Origin of the sequence: Chryseobacterium turcicum, assembly GCF_021010565.1 — a bacterium.
Lineage (GTDB): Bacteria > Bacteroidota > Bacteroidia > Flavobacteriales > Weeksellaceae > Chryseobacterium > Chryseobacterium turcicum.
Genome location: NZ_JAJNAY010000001.1, coordinates 2,964,217 through 2,977,685, shown reverse-complemented (window position 1 = coordinate 2,977,685; position 13,469 = coordinate 2,964,217). Strand labels below are relative to the sequence as shown.

Sequence of the window (13,469 nt, the reverse complement as noted above, 5' to 3'; positions counted from 1 at the left end):
AATTTGATTGACACACTTTCAGAATACTAAAAAGAAAATCATATTATAGAAGCAACTATAACTAAAGAATCCTTTCATTAAAAACCTCACAAACACCCTTAAAACAAACCTCCCAACACCTCCGTTTGTTTAAAGCAACCCTGTTTGCCTATTCCGTAGTCCTCCGGAAGTCTCCTGCAAGTTGCGGGAAACCTTCGGAGAACTTCTTTGGTTTAAAACAGAGTTGTTTGTAAGTTCCGGAGGACTGCGGAAGTCTCCTGCAATTTGCGGGAAAGCTTCGGAGGACTTCTTTGGTTTAAAACAAGATTGTTTGTAACTAAAGAAATTTTTCATATCTTTAAAATATTAATTCATTAAAACACAACAAGATGAAAATTACACTCACTAAGCTGAGCACTAAAGACCTTGCGACTTTGGCTCAAAGAATTATCAGCAACATCCAATCAGGAAAATATCCTGTAATTTCCAACCATCCGCTTACAGCGACTTTGCAGACTTTCTACACAGAATACGATTTGGTCTACACCAAACAAATCTACAGCGGAAAAGGTAAAGATGTTGCCACCGCAGATCTGGAAAGAGATGTGGCGTACAAGAATTTGAAAGCCTTTCTCAATGGCTACCGAAAGCTTGCTTCGGCACCTAATTATCAGTTCGCAGAGGATTTGTACACGGTGTTTAAAACTTTTGGTTTAAACCTCGACCGCCTAAGCTATTCTTCGCAAACGGCACAAATGAAAAAGCTCATCGAAGTTTTGGAAACGCCTGAAAATATGCAGAAAATAAACGTGCTTTCTATCAACCCTGCTTTTACTGATATGAAAACCAAGCATGAGGCTTTTGAACTGCTGTTTGCGGATCAGGCAGAAGCTAATGCTGACCTCCGACAGATGACGAGTGCTTCGGCAATCCGAAAAGATTTGGAGAAAACCCTGAAATCTTACCTCAACCTACTAACCGCCATGAAAGACGTTCCCAGTTGGGAGCTTCTCTACAGCGATACCAATGAGCTGGTGAAGGCAGCGAAAAATTCGGATATACAACGGAAAGAAGAAAATAATCTATAAATAAAGAACTCAGCGAATGGGTGAGTTTTTTTGTTTTATACAAACACTTAACCCCAACGTTTGTCATCCTGAAAGGATCTAAGCCCGAATCTTTTCATAAAGATTTCTCTAATATTATATTGAGATCCCTGCGGGATGACAAAGTGTGTGTGAAAATTTGTGCAGAGGTTTTTGGGTTTTGCAAAAAAAAATAAGCGTTATGTTTGTCATCCTGAAAGGATCTAAATGCGAATCTTTTCAAGCGGTTCTCTAATGCTATATTGAGATCCCTACGGGATGACAAAGTGTGTGTAGAAATTTGTGCAGAGGTTTTTGGGTTTTGCAAAAAAAGATAAGCGTCATGTTTGTCATCCCGTAGGGATCTAAATGCGAATCTTTCCAAGCAATTTTCTAATGCTATGTTGAGATCCCTGCGGGATGACAAAGTGTGGGTAGAAGTGTATGCAAAGTTTTTTTTGGTGCAAAAATAAAATAAGCGTCATGTTTGTCATCCCGTAGGGATCTAAGCTCGAATCTTTCCATATAAATTCTCTAATACTATATTGAGATCCCTGCGGGATGACAAAGTGTGTGTAGAAATTTGTGCAGAGGTTTTTGGGTTTTGCAAAAAAAAGATAAGCGTCATGTTTGTCATCCTGAAAGGATCTAAATGCGAATCTTTCCAAGTGGTTCTCTAATGCTATGTTGAGATCCCTACGGGATGACAAAGTGCATGGTAAGATATTACAGATTATTTGATATAAATTAAATATATTGGTTTAAATAAAAACAACAAATAATGATTGAATTTACTGAAGGAATATATACGTTTTATGTTTATATTCTTACCAATACAAGCAGAACTGTTCTTTACACAGGCGTAACGAATAATTTACATAGAAGATTACATCAACATAAGACGAAGGCAAATCCTAACTCCTTTACTGCAAAATACAATGTAGAATTCTTGATTTACTATGAAAAGTTTGGATGGATTCAGCAAGCTATCGAACGAGAAAAAGAAATAAAAAATTTATCTCGAATTAAAAAATTAGACCTGATAAGAATTCAGAACCCAAATTTAGATTTTTTGAATAATCTTTTTCAGCAGGAATTTTGATTGTCATTCGCCACAATGTTTGTCATTCTGAAAGAATCTAAACGCGAATATAACCAGGCAATTCTCTAATATAATGTTGAGATTCCTGCGGAATGACAAAGTGTGTGTTATGGGTTTTGTACGAACACTTAACGCCAACGTTTGTCATCCTGAAAGGATCTAAACGCAGATATTCCCAAGCAATTCTCTGATACGATGTTGAGGTTCCTACGGAAAGACAAAGTGTGTGGTTAGATATTTAAGAAGTATAATGCATTATCGCAAAGCTTGTCATTCTGAAAAAATCTAAACGCGAATATTGATATATAAATTCTAATATAATGTTGAGATTTCTGACGAATGACAAACTATATGGGATTAAAATGATATTTTTGGGATTCTTAAAATTACATTATACAAAAAATATGAAACCGAAAGGTTTTATAAACGCTTTTGAGAATAAATAAAAAATTATGAACAAAAAAATAGGCATCATCGGTTGCGGCTGGCTTGGAACTCACATTGCAGAAAGATTATCAAACCGATACGAAATTTTCCCCACCACAACGACAGTATCCAAAATAGATGATTTTAAATCTAAAGGTTTCCATCCGACTTTAGTCAATTTTCCTGATGAAATTAATCATGATATGACAGCGTGGGAAGTGGCACCAGAATTAGATGCCATTATTATTGGAATTCCTTTTTCGGGAATAAGAGGAGCGCAGATTTCTATGACCGAAAAACGTCAGAATCTCCTGAACTTTTTAGGGAATTATAAAGGACAGTTGTTTTTAATGAGCTCAACCGGTGTTTATCCCGACACGGAAAAAGAGTTTACAGAAGACGAGCAACCTGCCTCAACGGTGGAAAGTGAGCAGTTTATTTTAGAGCAGTTTCCACAAACCAATATCTTACGATTAGCTGGATTGATGGGCGACCAGCGACTTCTGAAGAATTATAACATTTCAAACTTAGATCAGTTGGTGAATCATATTCATTACGCAGATATTTGTTCGGTTGTTGAGAAAATGTTAGATCATCAATCAGAATCTAAAGTGTACAACATTGTTGCGCCGATATATCCAAGCAAAGAAGAAGTCATTAATGCGCAGAAAGGTTTGTCTTATGATGGTGAGAGAGCAAGTGTGGGAAGAACGATTTCTCCTGCAAAATTAATTTCAGAGCTTGATTTTGAATTTCAATATCCAGATCCTAGGTATTTTCATTTGTAAGTTATGTTGAAATTTTTCAACGCAAGGGTCGCGAAGAGTTTTATTGATCACTGCTTTATTTTTCCGTTCGCAAAGGCACTTCGTTCAGCTAATGACATATGCGTTCATTGCTGAGTGAAACGCCTTTTCGAACGGAAAATGTTTTCAAGCATTTAAACAAAAACATTGCGCTCATTGCGTTTAAATAAATTTCAATACTTTATAAAAATTAAAGAATTTGACTATATTTGTCTCACAAAGTGATACTAAAACATACAACATTATGATAGCTGAAATAGAAAAATATATAGAGATACAAAATAATATTGATGAGATTTTGAAAAATTCCCCTTTCAAAATGTCTTATATTATCGAAAAATCGGGAATCAAGAAACCTACTTTTTTCAAAAAATTAAAAGAAAAAAGATTTACTCCGGAAGAACTTTTAGTGATATCAAAAACCATTGAGATTAAAGAATGGAAAAATGAAACCAAAGAAGAAATTTTAGAGTCTTTGAAACGAGCAGAAGAGGAAATAAAAAACGGAGAAACGACAGATTTTTACAATTTTGTAGCTGAACGCAGAGACAAATTAAAAATACTGCACAATGCGAAAAGTTAAAATTTCTTCGGATGCAAAATCAGATTTAATTAAAATTGAAGAATATTTGCTTAATAAATGGAATGAAAAAGTTGCTGATGATTTTTATCAAAAACTAATTGATGCTATTAATATTTTAGAAACTGCAAATGTCAATTTTGAAAAATATCTTGATACTGATTTTAGAAAACTTCTTTTAACGAAACACAATACTATAATTTACAAAGTAGAAAACGATGAAATTAATATCGTCCGCATTCTCCAAAACTTCCAAAACCCTGATGAAAATTATCAATCTCTGAATGATTAAATCAATATATTCTAAGTTTAAGCCTTTCTTGGCGGCTTGTTTTTTACTGTCTGTATTATCATATACTTTTCAGGATTTATCATTGGTTTATCCTTCTTATTTTCCAAAACCTGTTTATGATTTTAAGAAAAATCCATTGAAATCTTCTACCGTAGAATTGGGCAGAAAGTTATTTTATGATCCTATTTTATCGAGGAATCAGACAATTTCATGTTCGTCTTGTCATCTTTCTAATCAGGCTTTTTCGCACGCCGGAAATCATTTAAGCAAAGGGATTGAAGACGGAATTGGTGACCGGAATTCTCCTGCGATTTTTAATTTAGCCTGGCAAAAAACATTTATGTGGGATGGCTCGGTCGTCAATATTGATGTACAGGCTTTGGCGCCTATTAATCATCCTAAAGAAATGGGTGAAGATATTAATGTTGCTGTTCGGAAGCTCAATCAATCAAAAGAATACAAAACGCTTTTCTATAAAAGTTTTGGTGACAGTTTAGCGACTTCTGAACGACTGATGAAAGCACTTTCTCAGTTTCAGTTAACAATTGTTTCAGTCAATTCAAAATATGATAAAATGAAACGAGGGAAAGTGAAGTTTACTGCTTCCGAAAATAAAGGCTATCAATTGTTTCGAGAAAATTGCAGCTCATGTCACGCTGAACCTCTTTTTTCAACCTATGAATTTGCCAATAACGGACTTCCTTTTAATCCTGAACTCAACGATAATGGAAAATGGAACAAAACTTTTGAGCCTGCAGATAAATTGATGTTTAAAATTCCAAGTTTAAGAAATCTTACTTACACTTATCCTTATATGCATGATGGCAGATTTAAAACGCTTTATGAAGTTTTGGAACATTATGAAAAAGGAATAGTAAAAAGTCCGACTTTAGCGAAAGAATTACATAAACCTATTGTCTTCAACGCTCAGGAAAAAGAAAATTTACTGGCTTTTTTAACAACATTAAATGATTCTGTTTTAGTTTCTAATGTACAGTATCAAAAAAAATAATGAGCAAAGCCATTTCGAGTAGTAAAGCATATCAAGAAGTTTGATGATTAAAATGTTGTAAAACTATAGCAACCTAGTTGTCAATTACTTATTCACCAAAATATTTTCAACAGATTCCAGGATTTCTTTTTCGATATCATCTTCTTTAATATTTTCTAGAGTATAGTTTTGTTCTTTCAAAGCTGCACTTCCTGTTCCGTTTTGGAAAATAGTATCTTGATGGATAACGATTCTTTTTAAGTTTTTATCAGCAACAAACATAATGTGTGGAAATTTGTCGTTGGTATAAAAATTAGAATCTACATTTTTTGAAATTTGAAGCTTGATATGAGTTTGAGAATTGATGCCTAAACCGTTTTTAGTTTCCTCATTAAAAGTAATTTTACAGCCAAACCCATTTTCTCTCAGCATTCTTCTGAATTCCTGCATTTTGGGGTCGATATAATTCTTACATAACGTTCTGAAGCCTTCAATAAATAAATCATCTTCGCTTTTCTTTTTCTCCAGACTTTCTTTCAGTTTTTGGTCTTCAGTTTTTAAGTTTGAGAATAGGGAATTGAGTTTATTGATATTTTCTTCTTTCATCTGCTTTAATTATTTTTCAAATATAAAGAAAATCATAAAAAAGAATGGTAATAATAGGCTTGTTGTTGCATATTAATAATTGTAGGGAATTAGTATTTTAAAACGAAGCTTAGAGATTTGTTGTTTTCTTTTTGAATTCTAAAAGAGTTTCATCGATTAAAGGGGTTATTTCTATAAAATTGTTTACAATATTTAAAATGTCCTTTTCAATATTTTCATCGTTGAGTGTTATTTTTCCTTCCATTAATGTTTGTGGAGCAAATTGCACACTCACATTTTCCCATTTATTTTCAAATTCTTTAAACTTTTCTCTAAAAGATGTTGCAAAAGCACGACTTTGCAAAGCATATCCATTAAGTTGTCTTAGTCTTAACGCATGAATGTTATAATTAAGAACTCGATTAGAAAAAGCTTGCTGGTTAATCCAAATTCCCATAAAAATAGCAGAACCCGAATGTGGCTGTTCATTAGGATTATTGGCCCAATGTTTTTTTTGAAGCCTGATAACAGTGGAGTTTAGCCAAATACCGGTTTGAATTTCTAATCCACTTTCTTTTAATGCTTTTGCATCAACTGCTTTTACACTATTTTCAAATTTGTGCAGATAATCTTCGAGATTCATTTGTTGTCAATTTTTTCTGCCAGTCCGATAAGAATTCCTTCAGGTCCTCGAATATAGCAAAGTTTATAAATGTTTTGATAATCAACGACTTCTTCCACAAGTTTTGCACCATGTTTATAAAGTCTGTTGAGCGTTTCATTTAAATCAGTCACGGCAAACCACGTAAATATCCTAAAGCATTTACCGGAGCATTGCGATGGTCTTCTATTATTTTCGGGTTAATAAATCTGGAGAGCTCCAGTCGGCTGTTTCCGTCTGGGGTAGCCATCATAGCAATTTCTACAGATTGATTACCAAGCCCCGTTACGCGACCCGCCCATTCGCCTCTAACCATTGATCTTCCTTCTAATTCCAGCCCGAGCTCAAGAAAAAAAGCAATGGTTTTGTCTAAAGATTCTACAACAATTCCCACATTATCCATCCTCAATAAATTCTGTTTTTTCATCGTCTTAAAATTTATATTTAAATGAATTAATGGTTTACTGCTAGTTTAATAAAAGGACTGAATGTTCAACTATACTATCTTTAAAGGAATTTTTTTATTTCAATTATTTAAAATCAAACCGATTCAAATTCTTTAGGATAAATAACGGTTCCCGAGATATTTTTAAGACTATCTTTTTCCAACTCAATGGCCATAAATACGTTAGAAGGAACATCAAACGGAGCTTTAATATTCCATTTTTCAGCAGGTTCAAATCCGAATTTTGGATAATAATGCTCATGTCCTAAAACAATTACTGATTGATAACCCAATTTTTTAGCAGTGTCAAGGGCGTATTTAATTAACTGTCCGCCAATTCCATTTCTCTGAAACTCAGGTAATACAGCCATTGGAGCAAGCCCTAAACTTTCATTAAGATTTCCATTATTGTCTTTTATGGTAATTTTGGTCAGCAGAATGTGTCCAATAATCTTGTTTTTTTCTGTTGCAACAATAGAAAGTTCCGGAATAAAAACATTCAGATTCTTTCTTAAAGCATTTACTAATTTAGCTTCATTATCTTGCCCGAAAGCTTTATTATTAAGCTCAAAAACTTCTGAAAAGTCATTTTGTGTTTCTTGTCTATAGATTATTTTCTCTGTCATTCTTATTTATTGTAATATGGATAAAGTTACAGGATTTTGGTTTGAATTTCAGCTATGTTTTTAAATTATAAAGAAACTTTTCCAACCTTTTTATTTAATAACGCATCTTTTAAATAAAAAAGACAATGAAAATTACTTTACCAAAACCTTGTCATGAAAAATGGGAAAGCATGACTCCGCAGGAAAAAGGAAGATTCTGTACTGTTTGTTCGAAAACTGTCAGAGATTTTACGAATGATTCTGATGATGAAATTTTAGATTATTTTTCTGATTCTGATTCTGAAAATACCTGTGGTAACTTTTACCAATCTCAGCTTAACCGAAATATACAGCATTCATCAATCAATTCCTTATTTTCAAAGTTTGCCGTGGGTTTTATTTTAACGGCAGCTGGAATTGTTTCTGTAAATGCTCAGGAAAAAGATACCATAAAACGTTCTTTTTTGGAAAGTTTACAAGGGAAACTAGTTTGTCTTTCTGCTCCCACAGAAAATACTACGTTTTTTGCTTCAACGAGAGGTATGCCTTCATCAATTCAGAGCAATAACGAACCATTATGGGTGATTGATCATGAAATTGTAGAAGCAAAAACCATCCGTGATTTTGATTCTAAGAAAATTAAGACCATAAATGTGATTAAAGGAGCCCAAGCCACTGCACTTTATGGAAGTAAGGGTAATAATGGAGTTGTTATTATTACAACTAAAAAAAGCTTTAGAAAGAAAAAATAATTAATTACGATTGTGTTTTAAAGAAAAAGAAAGAAAGTTTCATTCATTTTTAGCTATCGAATAAGAGGATAGAAAATAAGAAATTATGGTCTATTTAATTGAAAATTCAGTTTTTATAAATTTTAAAATAAATAATTCGTATCTTCAATACGAGCTTTTTTAAGTTCGACTTATTTATTTTTAACCTATGAAACATTTAAAATATATCTTATTTTTCTTGTGCAGTTGTTGGCTTTTATCCTGCATACAGTCAGAACTTCCCAATGCAGAAGCCGATATATTATCATGTGATGTAGATCCTGCGATATTACGAAAAGACCCTATTATACAGAACGACCGTATTCAGATATTGGTAATACCATCCACAGATATAACCAAACAGGCGCCCATTTTTACATTAACTCCTGGGGCTACAATCTTTCCAGAAAGTGGAACGGTGCTTAACTTCAGTCAACCTCAGATTTATACGGTAACTTCAGAAGATCGGCAGTATCAAAAGAAATATGAGGTTTCTTATATTGTTTCGACGGTAAGTTCGATGTATAATTTTGAAAACGTACGTATTGAAAATGGTAAGTTTGATGTGTTTTTTGAGACAGACCATAATAATCAAAATATTATGGATTGGGCCAGTGGAAATATCGCTTTTAGCCTAACAGGAGCTTCTTCTACTCCTGAAGGGTATCCTACTGCACGTTGGGCAGCAGGAAAAGTAGGTCAGGCAGTAAAACTAACCACCCAATCTACCGGAGCTTTAGGCGCTACAATGGGGAAACCTATAGCTGCAGGAAACTTATTTATGGGAGAATTTGATTTAGCTGCTTCTATTACCAATCCTTTAAAAAGCTTACACCTTGGGGTGCCAGTAGATTTTGTTCCTGATGGGGTAAAAGGTTTTTTCAAATATAAAGCAGGGCCAGTATATAAAGAGAATGGAGTGGTACAGCCCAACAAGAAAGATACTTGGGACATCTATGCTGTTTTTTTTGAAACAGATACTGCCTTAAAATATCTTGATGGAACAAATAAATTTACCCATCCTAATATCTATTCTATTGCTCAAATTACAGATGTACAAAGAATTGAAGCTTCAGATTGGACGGAATTTTATATTCCTTTTAATGTATTAAATAATAAAACAATCGATCAGCAAAAATTGAAAGATGGAAAATATAGCCTGACTTTGGTTTTTACATCAAGTATTGACGGAGATACTTTTGCAGGTGCCGTAGAAAGTACTCTTTTAATTGATGAAGTCGAATTAATACATTAAAAATGAAATACAATTTCTATCGCCTTTTCATCAATTCATTCGTGTTTCTTTTTGCAGGAAGCTCATTAATCTTTGCGCAAGATTTAGATACTGAAAAAAAAGAAAAAGGAGTTATTGAGTATCAATTACGTGCTGGGATTAATATTGGCGGATTTACTCCAATCCCGATTCCTGCAGAAATTAGAGAACTGAGCAGTTTTAATCCGATGCTGAATATCAGTCTTGAAGGAAGCATTATTTATTTGTTCAAACAAACTCCTAGTTCTTGGGGAATTAGAACGGGTGTTAAATTAGAAAACAAAGGGATGAAAGCCAATTCTATGGTTAAAAATTACAGAATGGAAATTATTGGCGGAGAAGGTGAGAGGGTAGCCGGAAATTGGACGGGCGGCGTGTCGACTCACATCGCAAATTCTTACATCACCATTCCTACTTTAGCTATTTTTAAAGTAAATGATTGTTGGTCTTTTTCGGGTGGTGCTTTTTGGTCTTTTCTCATGGATAAGAATTTTTCAGGATATGTTTTTGATGGTTATCTTAGAGAAGGCGATCCTACCGGCGTAAAAGTTATTTTTGAAGATGACAAAACAGCTTCTTATGATTTTTCAAATGATTTGAGAAAGTTTTCCTATGGTCTTCAGTTGGGTACTACTTGGCAGTTTTCTAAACATCTCAATGTCTTTGGTGATTTCAGTTTTGGCTTAAATAATATGTTTAAATCAGATTTTAAAACCATAACTTTTACCATGAGGCCAGTATATTTGAATTTGGGAGCTGGCTATAGTTTTTAACGTAAAATACACAGTAAAATAGAACACATTAATTATTTATAAATCTAACCAAAAAAAACAATTTTATTATGAACGAATCTTACCCTAAACCTTACAAATATTGGTTTTTACCCATTATTACTGGGATTATTTTTATCATTAGCGGAATCTACATATTCCGTACCCCGTTGTCATCTTATTTGGCGCTCACGATGCTTTTTGCTGCAATCTTCTTTATTAGTGGGATTTTTGAAATTGTAAATGCACTCAGCAATAGGCATTTTCAAAATTGGGGTTGGGCATTGGTTGGCGGAATTATAGATTTAATTTTCGGGATTATTTTAATGGCTTCTCCCATGTTAACGGCTACTTTTCTTCCGATATACGTTGGGTTTATTATAATGTTCCGTTCTATTACAGGGATTGGACATGCTATTGCACTTAAAGAAATGAATGTTTCTGCGTGGATAGCACCCTTAATATTCGGAATTTTAGGAATTTTACTTTCGTTATTAATGATTTTTAACCCTCTTATTGGAGGTTTAACCATTGTGTATTATACGGCTTTCTCCATCATTATGTTTGGGGTTCTACAGATAATTTTCGGGATTACTTTGAAAAAATTAAAACAATTGTAACTCTCTCAAAAAATTATAAAAAGCAGTACAATTTTTCATAATTGTACTGCTTTTTTGTATACTTGATGGTATAAAGTATCATACAAAATAAAAGCGCAATATTTTTAATTGCGCTTTTCTGATTTTAAAAACAATCTGATTGAACAAAGTTTTATTTGTTGGTAAGGAATCTTGTTAAGATTTCATTTAAATGATCTGCATGTGTAATGTTTAATCCGTGTGGAGCGCCTTCAATAATGACAAAATCATTATCGGCAATTCCTGCGGCAGCTTGTTTCCCTGCGGTTTCTATTGGGACAATCTGATCATCGTCACCATGTACAATAAGCGTTTTTACATTAACATTACTTAACTCTGGTCTGAAGTCTGTATTTGCCCAGCTTTCAGCACACTTTATTGTTGCAATAGGAGAGGCGTGAGAGGCAATATTCCAATCATAATCCAGCTGTTTTTGACTCACTTTTTGAGAAAGCAATCCGTAATTATAAAAGTTTTTGTGGAAACTTTCAAGGAAAGTAACTCTGTCGGTTTTAAGGCTGGTTAAAATTCCATATAATTCTTCCTCAGAAACGCCATGCGGATTATCGTCTTTCTGTTTTACCAAAGGAATAATTGAAGAAATCAAGGCTACTTTATCTACATTTTCTGAACCGTAATTGGTTAAATAACGTACAGCTTCGCCACCACCCATTGAAAAGCCAAAAAGAATGACATTTTTTAATTCTAGTTGAGTAATGAGTTCGTGTAAATCAGCCGCTAAACCGTCATAATCATAACCATCTAAAGTAGGAGAAGATTTTCCGAAACCTTTTCTGTCATAGGTAATCACACGATATCCTAAATCTAAAAGTACAGGAATCTGTAGCTCCCAGGATTTTCCGCTTAACGGCCATCCGTGAATAAGAATAATGGGTTGTCCGGAACCGAAATCTTCGTAGTAAAGTTCAACATTTTTGCTGTCTTGTTTTGTAAGGTAAGGCATATTAATATTTTTTTGTGATGTTCAGCATAAAACACAAATTTTACGCCACGAATGATGTGAAATGCTGATTTGGTATGTATTTATGATGATTTTAATATTTTTAGCCAATAAAATGAGTTTTTATATTTGTTAAACCTTATGAAGTTTAATTAGTACCCTGGAAATAACGCTGACAAAGTTATTAATCGGGTTTTCTAAAAAAAAATAAAAAAGAATGTAACATTTATTTCAAAAAACTACTAACTCTACAGAGCGTAAAGAAACCATGACCTCAGAACAAGAATTTATTACCAAAATAGAAAAGCATAAAGGAATCATTTTTAAGATTTCTAAAATGTATATGGATGATAAAGATGACCGCGATGATCTTTTTCAGGAGATTACGTTTCAGGTCTGGAAAGCTTATCCAAAATTTAAGGGTGAAAGTGAATTTTCAACCTGGCTGTACAGAATTGCACTTAATACAGCCATTATTTTCTTAAAATCTGAAAAGAAAAGAAGCTTTATAGCCAACGAAGATTTTTCGAATTATAAAATTACAGAGGATGAATACGACCATGAAAAAGAAGAGAAGCTTGCCGAAATGTATAAAGCAATCAATCAGCTAAACCCAATCGATAAAGCATTTATTTTTTATTACTTAGAAGATTTTTCCGGAAAGCAAATCGCCGAGCAAATGGGTATTTCGGAAGGAAATGTAAGAGTGAAAATGAATCGCGCCAAAAATAAATTGAAAGAGATTTTAAATAGTAATTAGATATGAGATACGTGTTACGAGATACAAGATTCGAAAGTGAGACTTAATACTCGAATCCCGAAACTCGAATCTCGAATCTCGAATCTCGAATCCCGAAACTCGAATCCTGTATCTCCAAACAAAAAAATAAACATTATGAATATAGATGACCTAAAAAATGCATGGAATGACGATGTTTCTGATGAAACGCCTGAAATCAGTATTGAACAGAAAAATAAAATTAATCTTCCGCTAGAAAAAATCAGAAAAAACATGCGAATGGAATTTTGGTCTACCGTAGGAATATTACTCTTTGGATTCGCTGTAGTCTGGATTCCTGTGCCGGAAGCTCCATTTAAGTTTAAATTTTATTTGACGGTTTTGCTTTTCTCAATGGTAATTGTAGTATCATTTTTCTTCAGTAAGTTTTTTAAATTATACAATAATATAGGCAACCCAATGATGAATACCTACGATTCTTTGAAAGATTTAATGTACCAGTTTGACCTTAATAAGCAGTATTATCTATCATTTATGCTTTCATTTGTGCCATTTTTGGTCTGTGAACTTATTATCGTTGTCGAATTTATCCCGCATCCCAAACCGATGAGTGATTTTAAGGTAGCGACTACGATTCTTTCTACACTTGCTATCGGTCTTTTTGGTCTTTTCTTGCTGGGGAAATATTGGTATAAAATGTTTTATGGAAAATACGTTCAGCAAATAGAAAATATTTTGATTGAATTTCAAAAAAAATAAAT

The 13,469-nt window shown here is 33.4% G+C and carries 17 protein-coding genes; 12 read left to right on the top strand and 5 right to left on the bottom strand.

The features are described from left to right. The first annotated feature begins 368 nt into the window (after positions 1–368). The 6 genes from LO744_RS13550 (at position 369) to LO744_RS13525 (ending at position 5,282) form a co-directional block, all read left to right on the top strand. Complete coding sequence (locus LO744_RS13550; protein WP_230670078.1) at positions 369–1,067, top strand: DUF6261 family protein; 699 nt, start codon at positions 369–371, stop codon at positions 1,065–1,067. 778 nt (positions 1,068–1,845) lie between these two features. Next, complete coding sequence (locus LO744_RS13545) at positions 1,846–2,166, top strand: GIY-YIG nuclease family protein (protein ID WP_230670076.1); 321 nt, start codon at positions 1,846–1,848, stop codon at positions 2,164–2,166. A 452-nt stretch (positions 2,167–2,618) separates the two neighbouring features. Beyond that, entirely contained in the window at positions 2,619–3,380 is a 762-nt protein-coding gene (locus LO744_RS13540; protein ID WP_230670074.1) for a Rossmann-fold NAD(P)-binding domain-containing protein, read from the top strand. A gap of 262 nt (positions 3,381–3,642) precedes the next feature. Next, entirely contained in the window at positions 3,643–3,981 is a 339-nt protein-coding gene (locus LO744_RS13535; protein WP_230670072.1) for a hypothetical protein, read from the top strand. Next, positions 3,968–4,270 carry a type II toxin-antitoxin system RelE/ParE family toxin gene (locus tag LO744_RS13530; RefSeq protein ID WP_230670070.1) on the top strand — a complete coding sequence of 101 codons (303 nt, stop codon included), beginning with the start codon at positions 3,968–3,970 and terminating at the stop codon, positions 4,268–4,270. Before LO744_RS13535 ends, LO744_RS13530 begins: the two co-directional genes overlap by 14 nt. Further along, complete coding sequence (locus LO744_RS13525; RefSeq protein ID WP_230670068.1) at positions 4,263–5,282, top strand: cytochrome-c peroxidase; 1,020 nt, start codon at positions 4,263–4,265, stop codon at positions 5,280–5,282. Before LO744_RS13530 ends, LO744_RS13525 begins: the two co-directional genes overlap by 8 nt. 84 nt (positions 5,283–5,366) lie before the next feature. Here LO744_RS13525 and LO744_RS13520 read toward each other — a convergent pair whose 3' ends face one another. From LO744_RS13520 to LO744_RS13505, 4 genes are all read right to left on the bottom strand, one after another. Then, complete coding sequence (locus LO744_RS13520) at positions 5,367–5,867, bottom strand: hypothetical protein (RefSeq protein ID WP_230670066.1); 501 nt, start codon at positions 5,865–5,867, stop codon at positions 5,367–5,369. A gap of 109 nt (positions 5,868–5,976) precedes the next feature. Beyond that, complete coding sequence (locus LO744_RS13515) at positions 5,977–6,489, bottom strand: hypothetical protein (RefSeq protein WP_230670064.1); 513 nt, start codon at positions 6,487–6,489, stop codon at positions 5,977–5,979. Positions 6,490–6,637: 148 nt separating this feature from the next. Next, positions 6,638–6,934 carry a VOC family protein gene (locus LO744_RS13510; RefSeq protein ID WP_230670062.1) on the bottom strand — a complete coding sequence of 99 codons (297 nt, stop codon included), beginning with the start codon at positions 6,932–6,934 and terminating at the stop codon, positions 6,638–6,640. Between the two features lie 113 nt (positions 6,935–7,047). After that, on the bottom strand, positions 7,048–7,578 hold the full coding sequence (locus LO744_RS13505) for a GNAT family N-acetyltransferase (RefSeq protein WP_230670060.1): 531 nt from the start codon (positions 7,576–7,578) through the stop codon (positions 7,048–7,050). Between the two features lie 125 nt (positions 7,579–7,703). Between LO744_RS13505 and LO744_RS13500 the strand changes: the two genes are divergently transcribed. The 4 genes from LO744_RS13500 (at position 7,704) to LO744_RS13485 (ending at position 10,990) form a co-directional block, all read left to right on the top strand. Then, entirely contained in the window at positions 7,704–8,309 is a 606-nt protein-coding gene (locus LO744_RS13500; RefSeq protein WP_230670058.1) for a hypothetical protein, read from the top strand. Between the two features lie 187 nt (positions 8,310–8,496). After that, positions 8,497–9,582, top strand: coding sequence for a PCMD domain-containing protein (locus LO744_RS13495; protein ID WP_230670056.1), 1,086 nt, complete (start codon positions 8,497–8,499; stop codon positions 9,580–9,582). A gap of 2 nt (positions 9,583–9,584) precedes the next feature. Further along, a complete protein-coding gene (locus LO744_RS13490) occupies positions 9,585–10,373 on the top strand; it encodes a porin family protein (RefSeq protein WP_230670054.1) in 789 nt (262 codons plus the stop codon). A gap of 68 nt (positions 10,374–10,441) precedes the next feature. Beyond that, a complete protein-coding gene (locus LO744_RS13485; RefSeq protein WP_230670052.1) occupies positions 10,442–10,990 on the top strand; it encodes an HdeD family acid-resistance protein in 549 nt (182 codons plus the stop codon). Between the two features lie 151 nt (positions 10,991–11,141). Here LO744_RS13485 and LO744_RS13480 read toward each other — a convergent pair whose 3' ends face one another. Further along, entirely contained in the window at positions 11,142–11,972 is an 831-nt protein-coding gene (locus tag LO744_RS13480) for an alpha/beta fold hydrolase (RefSeq protein ID WP_230670050.1), read from the bottom strand. A gap of 265 nt (positions 11,973–12,237) precedes the next feature. On the opposite strand from LO744_RS13480, the gene LO744_RS13475 reads away from it, so the two are divergent. Together LO744_RS13475 and LO744_RS13470 are read left to right on the top strand one after the other, a co-directional pair. Continuing rightward, positions 12,238–12,729, top strand: coding sequence for an RNA polymerase sigma factor (locus LO744_RS13475; RefSeq protein ID WP_230670048.1), 492 nt, complete (start codon positions 12,238–12,240; stop codon positions 12,727–12,729). Between the two features lie 135 nt (positions 12,730–12,864). Next, positions 12,865–13,467 carry a hypothetical protein gene (locus LO744_RS13470; protein WP_230670046.1) on the top strand — a complete coding sequence of 201 codons (603 nt, stop codon included), beginning with the start codon at positions 12,865–12,867 and terminating at the stop codon, positions 13,465–13,467. Positions 13,468–13,469 lie beyond the last annotated feature (2 nt).